General features: G+C 62.2%; 13 protein-coding genes. 9 read left to right on the top strand and 4 right to left on the bottom strand.

Features of this window, described 5'->3' with window-relative positions:
* Positions 1–40: 40 nt before the first annotated feature.
* The 3 genes from PQT43_RS13020 to PQT43_RS13010 form a co-directional block, all read right to left on the bottom strand.
* Positions 41–856, bottom strand: a complete 816-nt coding sequence (locus PQT43_RS13020) for a molybdenum cofactor biosynthesis F family protein (protein ID WP_253084843.1) — start codon at positions 854–856, stop codon at positions 41–43.
* Positions 857–945: 89 nt separating this feature from the next.
* Positions 946–1,620: a helix-turn-helix transcriptional regulator gene (locus PQT43_RS13015; protein ID WP_253084842.1), complete on the bottom strand. Its 675-nt coding sequence runs from the start codon at positions 1,618–1,620 to the stop codon at positions 946–948.
* 167 nt (positions 1,621–1,787) lie between these two features.
* The gene (locus PQT43_RS13010) at positions 1,788–3,122 is read right to left on the bottom strand and encodes an aspartate aminotransferase family protein (protein ID WP_102879456.1); all 1,335 of its coding nucleotides are present in this window, start codon (positions 3,120–3,122) and stop codon (positions 1,788–1,790) included.
* A gap of 362 nt (positions 3,123–3,484) precedes the next feature.
* Here PQT43_RS13010 and PQT43_RS13005 point away from each other — a divergent pair, with 362 nt between their 5' ends.
* From PQT43_RS13005 to feaR, 4 genes are all read left to right on the top strand, one after another.
* Positions 3,485–4,972, top strand: coding sequence for an aldehyde dehydrogenase family protein (locus tag PQT43_RS13005; protein ID WP_272754053.1), 1,488 nt, complete (start codon positions 3,485–3,487; stop codon positions 4,970–4,972).
* A gap of 240 nt (positions 4,973–5,212) precedes the next feature.
* Positions 5,213–6,733: an APC family permease gene (locus tag PQT43_RS13000; protein WP_272754052.1), complete on the top strand. Its 1,521-nt coding sequence runs from the start codon at positions 5,213–5,215 to the stop codon at positions 6,731–6,733.
* The gene (locus tag PQT43_RS12995; protein WP_267270005.1) at positions 6,699–7,292 is read left to right on the top strand and encodes a DUF3156 family protein; all 594 of its coding nucleotides are present in this window, start codon (positions 6,699–6,701) and stop codon (positions 7,290–7,292) included. Before PQT43_RS13000 ends, PQT43_RS12995 begins: the two co-directional genes overlap by 35 nt.
* A 149-nt stretch (positions 7,293–7,441) precedes the next feature.
* Complete coding sequence (feaR, locus tag PQT43_RS12990) at positions 7,442–8,380, top strand: transcriptional regulator FeaR (protein WP_102879452.1); 939 nt, start codon at positions 7,442–7,444, stop codon at positions 8,378–8,380.
* Between the two features lie 192 nt (positions 8,381–8,572).
* On the opposite strand, the gene PQT43_RS12985 is transcribed toward feaR, so the two are convergent.
* The gene (locus tag PQT43_RS12985; RefSeq protein ID WP_267270006.1) at positions 8,573–9,376 is read right to left on the bottom strand and encodes a helix-turn-helix transcriptional regulator; all 804 of its coding nucleotides are present in this window, start codon (positions 9,374–9,376) and stop codon (positions 8,573–8,575) included.
* Between the two features lie 205 nt (positions 9,377–9,581).
* On the opposite strand from PQT43_RS12985, the gene PQT43_RS12980 reads away from it, so the two are divergent.
* The 5 genes from PQT43_RS12980 to PQT43_RS12960 all read left to right on the top strand — a co-directional run bounded on the left by PQT43_RS12980 (position 9,582) and on the right by PQT43_RS12960 (position 16,291).
* Positions 9,582–10,946, top strand: a complete 1,365-nt coding sequence (locus tag PQT43_RS12980; RefSeq protein WP_267270007.1) for an APC family permease — start codon at positions 9,582–9,584, stop codon at positions 10,944–10,946.
* A gap of 9 nt (positions 10,947–10,955) precedes the next feature.
* A complete protein-coding gene (locus tag PQT43_RS12975; protein ID WP_267270008.1) occupies positions 10,956–12,056 on the top strand; it encodes a DmpA family aminopeptidase in 1,101 nt (366 codons plus the stop codon).
* 299 nt (positions 12,057–12,355) lie between these two features.
* On the top strand, positions 12,356–13,804 hold the full coding sequence (locus PQT43_RS12970; RefSeq protein ID WP_267270009.1) for a serralysin family metalloprotease: 1,449 nt from the start codon (positions 12,356–12,358) through the stop codon (positions 13,802–13,804).
* A gap of 93 nt (positions 13,805–13,897) precedes the next feature.
* On the top strand, positions 13,898–14,281 hold the full coding sequence (locus tag PQT43_RS12965) for an AprI/Inh family metalloprotease inhibitor (RefSeq protein ID WP_102879447.1): 384 nt from the start codon (positions 13,898–13,900) through the stop codon (positions 14,279–14,281).
* A gap of 216 nt (positions 14,282–14,497) precedes the next feature.
* Entirely contained in the window at positions 14,498–16,291 is a 1,794-nt protein-coding gene (locus PQT43_RS12960) for a type I secretion system permease/ATPase (RefSeq protein ID WP_102865134.1), read from the top strand.
* Positions 16,292–16,297: the final 6 nt, after the last annotated feature.

The following is a 16,297-nucleotide window of genomic DNA, read 5'->3' as shown; positions in this document are numbered from 1 at the left end:
CTGCCGGCTGGCGCTAGGACAAGCCTGCAGCGGTGCGGAATCAGGGGTGTTGGGTTCGGTTGAGGACCTGGGCCAGGGCGCCCACCGGGAAGTTGGCGGCATGGCTGAAGTCTGCACCCTGGTAGCCGAATATCTTGCCGTCGCTACGCCCGGCCTTGAGGTCGATCAGCACCAGGCCCAGGGTCGGGACGATCTTCTCGCGCCAGACAAACAGGTACAGCTGCTCGGCGATCTTGTAGTAGTGACAGCGGTCGGTGTCCGCCAGGCCTTGCTCGACACCCCTGAGGCACTGCCAGCTATAGAAGTTGGCATTCAGGTAGATGTGCTCGTAGGCCTCGCTGGCGCTGTAGACATACTGGTTGCGCAGGCCGATCAGTTCGGCGGTGGGCGCATGTCGCGCAGTCTCGGCCGTGGGCAAGGCATCGATTGCACCCTGGAGGAACTGCGCCTTGACCGAGGTCAGCTCGTCGCCGGCCAGCGCCCGGCTGAACAGGTCGACGCCGCATTCGGCCTGGCTCGGCATCTGGCCGATCACGGCGGTGAAGCACTGGCGCTCAAGATCGAGGATCAGGCTTACCGAATGGGACTGGCCTTGCTCCTGCTTGAGGAAGTCCACCAGGTAGATACCGGGGCGTATCGACGTGGCGCGATAGGGCAGGTCGTCACTGGCGGGCTGGCCGAGGCTGTTCCAGCGCAGGGTGTCGACAGCGAAGTGGTGTTCGATCTGCCAGCCGTTGTCGAAGTGCAGGGTCAAGGTGCGGCCGGACAGATCATCCACCCCCGCAAGGATGTGATTGTCGTCTGCAAAACCGTCCGCCAGGGCGCCGACGGTGATCCACTCAGGTTGCTGATTCATGGCAAGGCTCTTGTCCAGGAAAGGAGAACCCCATGTTCTGCCTGGGCGCCGATGCCGCCCATCAACCAAATGGTTGAGCCGGTGGCCCTTTACAAGAACAGCGTGCTCACCAGCTCCGTGCGATTGCCGACCCCGACCTTGCGAAACAGGTTGATCAGGTGGGTCTTGACCGTGGGCAGCCCCAGGTCCAGGCGTCTGGCGATGCTCTTGTTGTCGGCGCCATCGCGCAGCAGCCAGGCGATCTCCCGTTCCCTGGGAGTGAGGTTGGCCAGACGTTCGTCGACCTGGGAATAGGGCGCCAGGGCAGCGATTTCCAACAGGCCCTGCAAGGCATGCAGGGTGCCCAGTTCGTCGACGCTGAAATGCCCCAGGGCGTTGTCCCGCAGCAACGACAGGCCGGCGACGGGCCGTTCACCGTCACAGGCAAGAATTTCCACCACATCCAGTACCCCGTGACGTTGCAGGAACCCCTGGTAGACCTCGGTTGCATGACGGCCCTGCTGGGCCATGCCCATGTGCAGCGACAGCACCGGGCGCCCGGCGGCGGCACAGTTGCGTGGCTGCAACGGGTCGTAGTGGCGGTAGCGTTGCAAATAGGCCTGGTGCATCTGCTCGGGCATGCGGTACAGCGAGAAGTCCCGGGCCTGCAGGTTCGGATCGATGCGGTAGAAAGCGCAGAGGGTGGCGGGTACCACCCGGGTAAAGGCGGCGATGCAGCGTTGCCCCAGTTCATGGGCCTCGGGCAAGGAAGTGGGCGCAATCATCGGATAGCTCCTGGCTGCCGGCTGGGCAGTGGCTCGGGTGGTTGGGGCTGCGACGGATAGCGGTGTCTGTGTCAGGGCGAGTGAAAACCAGGAGTGGGGCGCCTGGCAGGCAGGGATGCAGCACAGGCTGCGGTCGCTGTTTGATTGACCGCAGCCGGTTGCAACGATCAGCGCTGGGCCTTGCTCAACCCCTCGGCGAGGGCATCGACTATGGCATCCACCTGGGGCTGCTGGATCACCAAGGGCGGCGAGAGAATGATCTTGGTGCCCACCGGGCGCACCATGACGCCATTGTCCCGGGCAATCTGTGCCACCTGATTGGCATAGCCGCTCATGGGGTCGATGGGTTCGCGGGTGCTCTTGTCCGCCACCAGATCCAGGGCCAGCATCAAGCCCTGGCCCCGCACTTCACCGACGGTGTCGAAGCGCTCGACGAAGGGCCGCAGCTTGTCCAGCATGTAGTCGCCCATCTTCGCCGCGTTGGCCGGCAGGTCTTCCTTGACCACGATGTCCAGGCAGGCCAGGGCCGCAGCGCAGGCCACCGGGTGCCCGGAGTAGGTGTAGCCGTGCATGATGGCGCCGGTGAAGTTGGCGTTTTTCTCGAAGGCGGCCTCGATCCGCCGGTTGACCACTGTCGCGCCCAGGGGGATGTAGCCCGAGGTGATGCCCTTGGCCAGGCACATGATGTCGGGTTTGACTCCCCACAGGCGGCTGCCGAACATCGAACCGCTGCGGCCGAAGCCGGTGACCACCTCGTCGGCGATCAGCAGGACGCCGTACTTGTCGCAGACTTCGCGGATCAGCGGCCAGTAGTTGGCCGGTGGCACTATCACGCCGCCGGCGCCTTGGATCGGCTCGGCAATGAAGGCGGCCACGGTGTCCGGGCTCTGGAACTGGATCTCCCGTTCCAGCAGGTCGGCACAGATCTTGCCCAGCTCTTGCGGGTCCTGGCTGTAGGGGTTGCGGTACAGCCAGGGGGTATCGATGTGGTAGCAGCCGGGCAGCAGGGGCTCGTAGTTGCGCCGGAACACCGTGTTGCCGTTGACCGAGGCGCCACCGAAGTGGGTGCCGTGGTAGCCCTGGCGCAGGGAAATGAACTTGGTGCGGTCGGCCTGGCCTTCGAGCTTCCAGTACTGGCGGGCCAGTTTCAGGGCGCTTTCGATGGCATCCGAACCGCCGGAACTGAAGGACACCCGGCACATGTCCTCGGGCTCCAGCAGGTTCATCAGCACCCGGGACAGCTCTTCGGCACGAGGGTGGCTGACCCCATCGAACAGCTGGAAATACTCCAGCTCATCGAGCTGGGCGGTGATGGCCGCTTTCACTTCCTTGCGGTTGTGGCCGACGTTGACGTTCCACAGCCCGGCGACGCCATCCACCAGCTGGTGGCCCTTGTCGTCATAGACATAGCAACCATCGCCACGGACGATGCGGATCGGTTCGCGTTGCTTCATTTCGTTGGGGTGCAGCATGGGGTGCCAGAAACGGCTTGCTTGGCTCACGTTGAGTCTCCTGAAAACGCACGGACAGCGTGGAGCTATTAGTGCGTCATTTGCGGGCTCCTGGCTTGCCTCTGTGTGCCAGGACATTTGACCCAGGCTGCCAGTGGCGACTTGGCGGGTATCGCTGCCGGCCATTGGCAGGGGCTGGCTTGCCAGCGAGGGCGTCCGTGCGGGCGGCGCAAGGCTTTCGAGCCTGTTCGCCGGCAAGCCGGCTCCTACGGGACGCAGAGGTTGCCAGCGTAGGTGCTGCTGCCGCTGCCGCTGGCAGCCAGGGCCAAGTTTTGCGGCAGCCAGGATCAAGACGGCATCCGACTTTGGGCTCAAAGTCCACCTCGAACAAGGTCTACCTGCGAGGAATCAAGATGAGCGTTGCCATCGACCCACGTGTCGCTGCATTCATAGACAGTCAGCACGGCCTGCTGATTGACGGTCTCAGCCAGCCCGCGCTCTGCGGAGCACGGATGCCGGTGTACAACCCCGCCAGTGGCGAGCAGTTGACCCAGGTTGCCGCCGCCGCCCAGGCCGATGTGGATCTGGCGGTGGGGGCCGCGCGCCGGGCCTTCGAAGGCAGCTGGAAGGCGTTGCGTCCCGCCGATCGCGAGCGCCTGCTGTTGAAGCTGGCGGATCTGCTGGAGGCCAATGGCGAGGAGCTGGCGCAGCTGGAGACTCTCAACAACGGCCAGTCGATCCATCTGGCCCGGGCCCTGGAGGTGGGAGCAGCGGCGGAGTTCACCCGCTACATGGCCGGTTGGGCCACCAAGATCGAAGGCAAGAGCCTGGATGTGTCCATCGCCGCGGTGCCGGGGGCACAGTACCGGGCTTATACGGTGCCGGAACCGGTGGGCGTGGTGGGAGCCATTGTGCCGTGGAATTTTCCGTTGCTGATGGCCATCTGGAAAATCGTCCCGGCCCTGGCTTGCGGCTGCACCGTGGTACTCAAGCCCGCCGACGAGACTCCGCTCACTGCGCTGCGCCTCGGCCAGCTTTGCCTGGAAGCGGGGATCGCCCCCGGCGTGGTCAACGTGGTGACCGGCAGTGGCGCCCAGGCCGGTGCCGCGCTGGCCGCCCATCCGGGGATCGACAAGCTGGCGTTCACCGGTTCGACCCAGGTCGGCAAGCTGATCGGCCACGCGGCGGTGGACAACATGACGCGCTTTTCCCTGGAACTGGGTGGCAAGTCGCCGGTGATCGTCCTCGACGACTGCGACCCGCAGACTGCTGCCGCTGGGGCGGCCGGGGCCATCTTCTTCAATCAGGGACAGGTCTGCACGGCGGGCTCGCGGCTGTATGTCCAGCGCGGGATCTACACCCAGGTGCTGGAGCGCCTGGTGGCCATTGCCGAGTCCTTGCGCATTGGCCCGGGGTTGGACGAGCAGGCAAAGATCAATCCGCTGATTTCTGCCAAACAGCAGAAGCGCGTGCTGCAGATGGTCCAGCGCGGGGTCGAGGAGGGCGCCAAGGTGCTCTGCGGCGGAGTTGCCCATGGTGAGCAGGGCTTTTATGTCCGTCCCACGGTGGTGGCCAACGTCAACGCCAACCTGCAGCTGGTGCGCGAGGAGATTTTCGGCCCGGTGGTGGTCGCGACGCCTTTCGATTCTCTGGAGGAAGTGGTGGCCCTGGCCAATGACAACCAGTACGGGTTGGGTGCAAGTATCTGGTCCAACGATCTGAGTCAGGTCATGCAACTGATTCCCCAGATCAAGGCCGGCACCGTTTGGGTCAACACCCACAACATGCTGGACCCGTCGATGCCCTTCGGCGGTTACAAGCAATCGGGCATGGGCCGCGAGATGGGCCATGCGGCCATCGAGGCCTATACCGAGAACAAATCGGTGTGCATCGCTTATTGAGCACGCCCCACGCAGACGCCTTTGCCGGCCAGCCGGTTGACTGTAGGAGCCGGTTGGCCGGCGAAGAGGCCCCCAGGACAGGCGTCATTCTCATGGACGTCTTCGCTGGCAAGCCAGCGCCTACAGGGCGTGAACATGATTTCAGCTGCGTCAGACAGCCAAGCTCTGCGCCCTTGCCGGGCGTGCCCTTGAAATGCCTAGAACAACAATCATCAACCCATGCTTTCGAGGTTTACCATCATGTCGCTCAATGACAGACTCAAGCACCACCTGGATCAGGGTGTGGTCGGCTTTCCCACCGCGCTGGCCAGTGCCGTGGGCCTGATCATGGCCAGCCCGGTGATCCTGACGGCCACCACCGGATTCGGTATCGGTGGTGGAGCGTTCGCCGCGGCGATGGTGATCGCCCTGCTGATGATGCTGGCGCAATCCACCACCTTCGCCGAAGCGGCCTGCCTGTTGCCCACCAATGGCTCGGTCTATGACTACCTGGCCTGTGGCCTGGGTCGTTTCTTTGCCATCACCGGGACCTTGTCCGCCTACCTGATCGTGCATGTGTTTGCCGGGACGGCGGAAACCATTCTCAGCGGCGTCATGGCCCTGGTGAATTTCGAATCCCTCAATACCCTGCTGGAACAGAGCGGCAGCGCCTGGTTGGTGGGGGGCGGGTTGGTAGTGTTCTTCGGCCTGCTCAACGCGGTGGGCATCACCGCCTTCAGTCGTGCCGAGGTGATCCTGACCTTCGGCATGTGGACCACCCTGATCATCTTTGGCGTGCTTGGGATCATCAAGGCCCCGGCGGTGGAGCTCGATGGCTGGTTCGGCGCGTCAATGGTGGGGACCGACCTGACGACCATCCTGTCCCTGGTGGGCATGGCCATGTTCATGTTTGTCGGCTGCGAGTTCGTCACTCCCCTGACCCCGGATGTACGCAAGGCCGCGAGGACCATTCCCCTGGCCATGGCCCTGGGTCTGGTAGGCGTCGCGGTGTGCATGTTCATCTACGGCGCGGCCATGAAGCGCCAGGTGGAAAACATTGCCTTGAGTGAGGATGGCAGCGTGCATTTGCTGGATACGCCCATGGCCATTCCGCATTTCGCCGAGCAGATCATGGGGCCGTTCGGCCGCATCTGGCTGGGGATCGGCCTGCTGTTTGCCGGTGCCGCGACTATCAACACGTTGATGGCCGGCCTGCCGCGAATTCTCTATGGCATGGCCCTGGACGGGGCATTACCCAAGGTTTTCACCTACCTGCACCCGCGCTTCAAGACACCGCTGCTGTGCATCGCCGTGGCGGTCCTGATTCCCTGCCTGCATGCCTGGTGGCTGGGTGGCAGCACCGACAGCATCATGCACCTGGTGCTGGCGGCGGTCTGTGCCTGGAGCACCGCCTACCTGCTGGTCACCTTGTCGGTGGTGATGTTGCGCATTCGCCGGCCGGATTTGCCGCGGGCTTATAAATCGCCATGGTTTCCGTTGCCGCAGATCCTGTCTTCGGTGGGGATTGTCCTGGGCATGTGGTTCATCACTCCCCCCGGGATGAATCCACGGGATATCTATGTGCCCTTCGGCAGCATGTTGGGCCTGACCGCAATCTACGCGCTGGTCTGGACCCTGCTGATACAGAAGGTCAATCCGTTTCGTCCGGTGCCGGTGGAGGAGGTGCTGGAACAGGCGCTGAGCCTGTCGCCGGATGAAGTACCAAGCCCTCGGGAGAACCTGTCTGATGAATCTTTCAAGCTGGCGACAAAACCTCTTTGAATTCTGGCACCGGGCACCTTCGGGCTATCGCCCGGGGGTCACCCTGGGTCAGGTGCGGCGGGATCTGGCGGGCCTGGATTTCACCCCTCGCTCTGCTGGGCTGGGTGTTTTCCACTGCCCACAAAGCGCTCTGGAGTTCGAAGTGCGGGAGCGTCCCCAGGCGCAGTTCCTGATGCATATCGTGGTCTGTGAGTGGCGTCTGCGGGTGCCCTGCGAGCGTCCCGGGCAAGCGCGGATCGGCCTGCGCCACACCGGGGCGATTCGTCGACAGGGCGTCGCCGCGCGATTGCTTGCGGGGGAGGCAGAGCAATGGGCGCCCTTGCTGCAGAAGCTGTGCAGTGATCAGTCGTTGCTGGAGCGGCTGCTGCCGCTGGACTTCAAGCACCTTGAGCTGTGGCGGGATGAGCAGGGCTGGCAAGTGCGCCTTGAACACTTTGGCGCCAGCGAGGTGGTCAATCGTTTACCGGGGTTCAGGCGCTACATCCGCTTGAGTGTCCAACAGCGGGCGGCGCTGTTGGGCAGCTTCACTGAGTTGTACAAGCTTCTACGAGAATTCTGACCGACATAACCGTAAGCACTGGCATACACCCTGCTTAAGCCATAACAGACTATCCATGCTGTCAGGCTCCTTGCCTGGCAAATAGATAACATGTTAATGATATCGCCATAACAACAAAGGCGGTCTGAACCGGCTTATGGAGGTGCACAGTGCTTGCTTCGCATAGTTTCAGTTCCTGGGTAGGTGCCCTGCAGGGTGTCTGCGGTCGATTCGACGCCCGCCCGGCGCGCAATCCCGCCTTGTTTATCGGTGAAGTGGGTCTACAGGATTATGCCGGGCTGGAGGTGGCGCAGATCCGCACCAATGCCGGGCTGATCTCCCGTCAGAGCACCAAGGTCGACCATGAGGACGATCGCCATTGTTTCCTGATCATCCAGCGCAGTGGCCACGCTCGCCTGAGCCAGGATGGCGAGAGCATTGAGCTGGCTCCCGGCGACATGGCGTTGCTGGATTCGGCCGGTGCCTGTGAAATCGTGCCCCACGGCCTGATCGAGCACGCCTCGTTCCACCTGAGCCGGGAAGAGGTTTACCGGCATCTGCCGACCCCGCAGCGCAAGTTCGGCAAGTTGTCGCAAAACTGCGCCAGTGGTCGCCTGATGCGTTTGCTGGTGGAGCAGATCTGCGCCGGCGATCTGCAGGGGTGTGCGGCGCAGCAGGAGGGCCAGGCCCTGCAAGAGGCCCTGATCGCCTTGCTTGGGCCGACCCTGCGTCAGACGGCCAGCACCCTGGATGGCTTTGACGAGAACCTGCATGGCCAATGCCTGCGTGATCAGGCTCGGCAACTGATCAATCAATCCCTCAATGAGCCGGGCCTGACCCCGGTATCCCTGGCCGGGCAGTTGAATATTTCGGTGCGCCAGCTGTACCGACTGTTTGAGGAGCAGGGCGACAGCGTGTGTCGCTTCATCCAGCGCTCCCGGCTCAAGCGCAGCGCGGCGGACCTGAGCAACCCGCAGCTGCGTAACGAATCCATCACCGATATCGCCTTCAAGTGGGGCTTTACCGATTCGGCGCATTTCAGCCGGACCTTCAAGAAGCACTTCGAACAATCGCCCCGTGACTTCCGCGCCCGCTCCCTGAACGCGTAGGCGCCGGAGTTTCGCATCGCCCTCAAAAACGGCACTGCCAGCTACGTAGACGCCGGCTTGCCGGAGAAGGGGCGCTTTGGTTCTGCGCTGCTCTTGAGGACTCCTTCGCTGGCAAGCCAGCTCCTACGGCAAGCGGGCAAGCAAAAACGCAAGACCGCGAAAAGACCGTCAACAGCAGCCTGAACAGGGGCGTCAGGGATTTTCCAGATCATGCCCCAGGGATTGGATGAACAATGAAAACAACTCGGGTTGGCTGGAGATGTCCAGCTTGGCGTAAAGGTGGCGGCGGTGCACCTTGATGGTGTCCGGCGAGATTTTCAAACGCTCGGCCATGGCTTTGGAAGAAAAACCCCGCAGGATCAGTCGGGCAATCTCCAGCTCCCGATCCGACAGCACCGCGCTGCCGAAATGGCTCAGGGCATCGCGAATCTGGCTGGCCATTTCCTCTGCAACCGGGGCCTGGGGACGTATCTGGCTGTGTTGCCAATGCTGTTGCATCAGTGGCAGCACCCAGGCCGCAAAGGTCGTGAGCTGGCCGATTTCCTCGCGATTGAAGACCCGTTGGTTGCCCAGTGACAGGGACAGGGTGCCGGCTTCGGGCAGTTGCAGGATGAATTGCACTTCATCTTCCAGGACGTTGTCGTGGAAGTAGCTGAGAAAGTACTCGCTCTGGCGGAAGTGGTCCGGGGCCACTTCTTCCAGGCGGTACAGGCCGCTGGGGTAGCCCTCGCGACAGGCCTGGAAGAACGGGTCCAGCAGGTACAGGCCATTGAGGTAGGTGAGCATCGACGCCGGTTTGCTGCTGGGCTCCGCGTCATATTCCTCAAGGGCCCGGGGCGGACCATCCACTGGGTAGAGGATCGCCAGGGCATTGTCGAACGGCGTGGCCTGGTGCAACAGCAGGATCAGCTGTTTCCAGAATCGCGGGTTGCCGATCAGCGTAAGGGTGCGACCCAGGCCGGCGTGCATGCCGACCTCCCTGAACAGATTACTCAAAGACCTTGCTCCATTGATGCGTCGAAAGTGCCGTAGAAGGGTTTCGTCGATTTGCCTGTTGCCGTCAAGGGGAGTACTCCAATAGGGGAATTGGTCGCCGTCATGTGACTGCCTAGAGTAGCTCCCAGCCAGTGCGTCCCAGAGCGCACCCGCCCGATGGATTTCGTTTCTGCCTCAGACCAACAATAAACACGAGGATAACGATATGAGCTCTCCCTCCGTGCCCGACGGCGCGCTGAAACCAACCTTGAGTGTGTTCGATGTGGTGGCTATCACTGTTTCCGGTGTGACCCCCGCCAGTTCCGTGTTCGTGATCGCGCCCTTTGCCATCCACCAGGCCGGCAGCGGGGTGTTCCTGGCGTTCGTCATGGCCGGGTTGCTGGCACTGATGTTTGCCTTCTGTTACGCCGAGCTGGGCCGGGCCCATAACAGTGCCGGCGGTGAGTACGTGTATGCCAAGCGCGTGTTTGGCGGCATGGCCGGCTATGCCACCTTCCTCACGGTGCTGGTGATGCTGCTGTTCATCCCTCCGGTACTGGCCACCGGAGCCGCCACCTATTTGAACAATGCCCTGGGTACCGACTTCGACTCCCAGACCGTGGCCCTGGTGATAGTGGTCTGCAGCTATCTGCTGGGCATCCTCAACATCAAGCTCAATGCCTGGATCACCGGCACTTGCCTGTTGCTGGAGGTGGCGGCGTTGCTGGTGATTGTCTGGCTGGGCTTTGGTAACGCCACGCAACCGGTGAGCGTTCTTTTGCAACCGCAGATCGTCGATCACGGTGCATTGCAGATGGCGCCCTGGGCCCTGGTGATCGGTGCGGTGGGTATCGGTCTGTTTTCCTACAACGGCTACGGGCCGGCGGTGCTGCTGGCCGAAGACATGAAGTGCAAGGGGCGCGGCGTGCACAAGGCGGTGCTCTGGTCCCTGGTGCTGGTGGTGATCATCGAACTGGTGCCGCTCACCGCGCTGCTGATAGGCGCGCCGTCCTTGAGCGCGATGCTGGCCAGCCCAGATCCCATCGGCTACCTACTCACCAGCCATGGCAATGAAACCCTCGCCAGGGTGGTCAGTGGCGGGATCTTCCTGTCGGTGTTCAACGCCATTGTCGCGATCGTCATCCAGATCGGCCGGGTGGTGTTCAGCAGCGGCCGCGACGCCCTGTGGACGCCCACCATCAACCGCCTGTTCACGCGGATTCATCCACGCTGGGACTCGCCATGGCTGGCTACGTTGTTCCTGGCGATTCCTTCGGCAGTACTCAGTTTCAGCTCGAATCTGGCGGACCTCACGTCCTTCAGCGTGTTGCTGATCATGCTGGTGTACCTGATCGTTGCCCTCAGTGCGCTGATGAGCCGGGTGCTGCTGCGCGACCGTGAGCATCCCTATCGCATGCCCCTGTGGCCGGTACCGGCACTGCTGGCGGTGATGGGCGCGGGGTATCTGCTGATCAATCTGTTCCTCGAGGCGTCCCTGCGGGACATCATGGTGATTATCGGGCTGCTGGCACTGTCGGTGATTCTCTATGGCACCAATGGCCGGTACAGCCCGGCGTTTCAGAAATTGTAAGGAGTGGTTATGCGAGCACGTCAATTGGGCATCAGCCTGGGTCTGGGGACACCAGGCCCGTTCAATGCGATCACCGACGTACCCGGGGTACGGGTGGGTCACAGCACCCTGAAAGCCAGCGTGGGCGGCAAGCAGGTGCGCACCGGGGTCACTCTGGTCCAGCCCCGGGCCGGGCATGCGCGGCAACAGCCCTGTTTCGCCGGTTGCCATGTGCTCAACGGCAATGGCGATGCCACGGGGCTGGAGTGGATTCGCGAGGCGGGCACCCTGACCACGCCGCTGGCCATTACCAATACCCACAGCGTCGGCGTGGTGCGCGACACCCTGATCGCCCTGGAGCGCGAGGCCCTGGCGGACCCCGCCGTGTACTGGTGCATGCCGGTGGTGATGGAAACCTACGACGGCCTGCTGAACGACATCTGGGGTCAGCATGTGGGGCCGCAACAGGTGCGCGAGGCCATGGCCAGTGCCGAATCCGGGCCGGTGGCCGAAGGCGCGGTAGGCGGCGGCACCGGGATGATCTGTCATGAGTTCAAGGGCGGGATCGGTACCGCCTCCCGGCGGCTGGCGGCAGCGCAGGGCGGCTACACCGTCGGCGCTCTGGTCCAGGCCAACCACGGCAAGCGTGAAGAATTGCGGGTGGACGGTTACCCGGTGGGGCGTCATCTGGGAGGGATTGCCTCACCTTTTGCCGAGCGCGGCACCCCGGGCATGGGCTCGATCGTGGTGATCCTGGCCACTGATGCGCCGCTGCTGCCCCATCAGTGCCAGCGGCTGGCCCAGCGTGCTTCCATCGGCATTGCCCGCACCGGTGGCGGCACCGAAGATTCCAGTGGCGATATCTTCCTGGCCTTTGCCACGGGAAACCGGGACTTGCCCGCTGCGGATTATGGACGCAAGGACCTGGCGTTCACTGCACCTCTGGCGATGCTCAACAACGATCACATCTCGCCGCTGTTCAGCGCAGCGGCCGAGGCGGTGGAGGAGGCCATCATCAATGCCATGCTGGCAGCCGAGCCGATGACCAGTGCCGACGGGGTGCAAGTACCGGCGCTGACCCCGCAAGCATTGGGGCAAGCATTGGAACTAACTGGTTGGAACATGAAATAACCGACTAAGAAGTGCGACGCAATCGACATAATTTTCTACATGGATATTTAATAATTAAATTGTAGATTGTCGGACAATGCCTAACGCTAATCGGCTGGAAAATAATCTTTTAAGTGCACGGTCATTGTTTGCGGGAGTTTGTCGGAACAGTGGAATTTGGCGTCAAAAAAGTAGTGGACGCCTGATTTCAAATTGTGTCAGCTTTCTTTCGCCTGCTTAGGGCGAGTGATAGGACGATCTCGCCAGGGATTGTCGCTATCTGACAAAAACTGTTCCATTGATTACAAGGAAGTGTGTTTATGTCGACAATAAAAAAGAGCGCTATTGCATCTGCCGAACAGCAACTCGAGCCATTGGCCGCAGCAAGTTCGGCTTATAACCAGATCAATAGCTTTAGCCACCAATACGATCGTGGCGGCAATCTCACGGTTAACGGCAAGCCTTCGTTCTCAGTCGATCAAGCCGCCACGCAATTGCTGCGTGACGGCGCTGCGTTCAAGGACCTGAACGGTAACGGCAAAATCGATCTGTCCTATACCTTCCTGACCTCGGCCTCCTCGAGCACCATGTACAAGCACGGTATCTCCGGGTTCAGCCAGTTCAGTGCCCAGCAGAAGGCCCAAGCAGTGCTGGCCATGCAATCCTGGGCCGATGTGGCCAATGTCGTGTTTACCGAGAAAGCCTCGGGTGGCGACGCTCGCATGACCTTCGGCAACTACAGTGGTGGCCAGGACGGCGCGGCGGCCTTCGCCTACCTGCCAGGTTCCGGCGCCGGCTACGACGGTACCTCCTGGTACCTGATCAACAGCAGCTACACCCAGAACAAGAATCCCGACCTGAACAACTATGGCCGTCAGACCCTGACCCATGAGATCGGTCACACCCTGGGCCTGGCTCACCCTGGCGACTACAACGCAGGCGAAGGCTACCCAAGCTACAAGGATGCCAGCTACGGCCAGGACACGCGTGGCTACAGCATCATGAGCTACTGGAGTGAAAGCAACACCAGCCAGAACTTCAGCAAGGGCGGGGCCGTGGCCTATTCGTCCGGTCCGCTGATGGACGATATCGCGGCCATCCAGAAACTCTACGGGGCCAACTACGGCACCCGTGCCGGCGATACCACCTATGGCTTCAACTCCAACACCGGGCGCGACTTCTACAGCGCCAGTTCGTCTGCCGACAAGCTGGTGTTCTCGGTGTGGGACGGTGGTGGCAACGATACCCTGGACTTCTCCGGGTTCACTCAGAACCAGAAGATCAACCTCAATGAGGCTTCGTTCTCCGACGTTGGCGGCATGGTGGGTAACGTTTCCATTGCTCAGGGCGTGACCGTGGAGAACGCCATCGGCGGTTCGGGCAACGATCTGTTGATCGGCAACAATGCGGCCAACGTGCTCAAGGGAGGTGCCGGCAACGACATCATCTACGGTGGCGGTGGCGCCGATAAGCTCTGGGGCGGTTCGGGTTCGGACACCTTCGTGTTCGGCGCCAGTTCCGACTCCAAGCCGGGCGCGGCCGACCAGATCATGGATTTTGTCAGCGGCCTGGACAAGATCGATCTGACCGGTATCACCAAGGGTGCGGGCTTGCATTTCGTCAACGCCTTCACCGGCGCGGTGGGTGACGCCATCCTCACTACCTCCGGGGGCATCAGCACCCTGTCCGTGGACTTCTCCGGGCACGGCGTGGCGGACTTCCTGGTCAGCACCGTTGGCCAGGCAGCCGTCAGTGACATCGTGGCCTGAGTGAAGTAGGCGGAAGGCGGCGCCGATGCGCTGCCTTCCGTTCTTGCATTGGCCCCGGGGCTGAGCGAGTCTACCGGGCGGACGGAGCACCCTATGACCCCACACACCTTGAGTTGCAAGGCGGCCACCTGGCTGCTGGCGACGCTGACGATCTTTTATGGAGCACTCACCATGGCAAGCAGCCTGCGTTTGGCGGACCCCTCGGAACTGGTTGGACACTGGCAGTTGCAGCAACAGAGCGAGCCTGGCGGCGCCTGCGCCCTGGACCTGCTGCAAAACGCAGCCCTGGGAGACGGCGCCGAGTGCCTGTCGAAGTGGATCGGTGAGGCGGCGGTGGGCTGGTTTCCGGAGCCCGACGGTATTGCCATCACGGGGCGGGAAGGTTCAAGGATTATCTTTTTCAGTCGACAGAGAGAAGGCCTGTACGAAGCGCGCCTCAAAGGCGACGGTTTGATCGTGTTACAGCGTGCTGGCTAATTAAGGCAGCAGGTTGTTCGTTTAATCTTGGGTGGTTGTGGTTTTAGTTTTACCACTCTTTTAATCGACAGGTTTTTAACCGGATGACTGTTAACTACAGTTGTCTGGTTTGGGTGTGTCTGCAGACTTTGAGACTAAGGGGCACACATCTTTAGTTGCGCCGTATATGAGGTGCTCGCGTTCGGCGCGCAGGGTCGGCTCAGGGAAATGTTGAAGATGCTGAATAATAGTCATCCTGCACCACTGTTCAAGGCATTGGGCGAATACAAGGGCATCCTGATCAGTGTCGGCTGTTTCACCGCGTTGATTAATGTGCTGATGCTGGTGCCCTCCATCTATATGTTGCAAGTCTACGACCGGGTGCTGTCTTCGCAGAATGAGACCACCCTGGTGATGCTGTCGCTGATGGTGGTGGGCTTTTTCCTGTTTATCGGGCTGCTGGAAGTGGTGCGCAGCTTTATCGTCATCCGCATCGGCAGCCAGTTGGAGCGCCGCTTCAACCTGCGGGTGTATCAGGCGGCATTCGAACGCAACCTGGCCCGTGGCGAAGGCCATGCCGGCCAGTCACTGGGCGATTTGACCCATATCCGCCAGTTCCTCACCGGGCCGGCGTTGTTCGCTTTCTTCGATGCCCCCTGGTTTCCGATCTACCTGCTGGTGATCTATGCCTTCAACGTCTGGCTCGGGGTGTTCGCCACGGTGGGCGCGGTGTTGCTGATCGCCCTGGCGTACCTGAATGAAGCCATGACCAAGAAACCCCTGGCCGAGGCCAGCGGTTTTTCGCAACGCTCCACCCAATTGGCCACCAGCCATTTGCACAATGCCGAGACCATTCAGGCGATGGGCATGCTCGGTGCCTTGCGCAAGCGCTGGTTTGCCGTGCACTCGCGCTTTCTCGGCTTGCAGAACGAGGCCAGCGACACAGGTTCGGTGATCAGTTCCCTGAGCAAGACCCTGCGTCTGTGCCTGCAATCCCTGGTGCTGGGCCTGGGCGCCTTGCTGGTGATCAAGGGCGACATGACCGCGGGGATGATGATCGCCGGGTCGATCCTCATGGGCCGGGTCCTGAGTCCCATCGACCAGTTGATCGCGGTGTGGAAGCAATGGAGTTCGGCCAAGCTGGCCTATGGTCGACTGGACGCGCTGCTGCGCGAGTTCCCTCCCAGTGACAGCGCCATGTCGTTGCCGGCGCCCAAGGGCCAGGTGAGTTTCGAGCAGGTCAGCGCCGGGCCTCCCGGACGTCGGGCGGCGACCCTGCAGCAGGTGAGCTTCAGTATCAATGCCGGTGAAGTGCTCGGGGTGCTGGGGGCCTCCGGTTCCGGCAAGTCGACCCTGGCTCGGGTACTGGTGGGCGTCTGGCCGACCCTGGCCGGCACGGTGCGCCTGGACGGCGCCGACATTCATCGCTGGAATCGCGATGAGTTGGGTCCCTACATCGGCTATTTGCCCCAGGACATCGAACTCTTCACCGGCAGCATCGCCGAGAACATCGCACGCTTTCGCCAGGCCGACCCGGAGCAGGTGGTCCAGGCCGCGCAGCTGGCCGGAGTGCACGAGTTGATCTTGCGCCTGCCCCAGGGCTACGACACCGTGCTTGGCGATGACGGCAGCGGCCTGTCCGGGGGCCAGAAGCAACGGGTGGCCCTGGCCCGGGCACTGTATGGCAATCCCAGCCTGGTGGTGCTCGACGAACCCAACTCCAACCTCGACACCGTGGGCGAGAGCGCCCTGGCGGCGGCGATTGCCCAGCTCAAGGCCCGGGGGACCAGCGTGGTTCTGGTGACCCATCGCTCGTCGGTGCTGGCCCTGGCCGACAAGCTGCTGGTACTCAATGAAGGCCGCCTGCAGGCCTTTGGCCCCAGCCAGGAAGTACTCAAGGCGTTGGCCGGTGCCCAGCAGCCCCAGTCACTCCAACCCCAGGAACCGGCCAGACCCGCCGCTGCAGCCGCACCCGGTGGCTTGAGCATGAGCCGCCAGTATCAGGCCCCGACACGGAACAAAGGCGCATGAGCAAGG

Origin of the sequence: Pseudomonas sp. BLCC-B112 (assembly GCF_028550695.1) — a bacterium.
Taxonomy (GTDB): Bacteria; Pseudomonadota; Gammaproteobacteria; order Pseudomonadales; family Pseudomonadaceae; genus Aquipseudomonas; species Aquipseudomonas danubii.
This window is presented reverse-complemented; position numbering and strand designations above follow the sequence as displayed.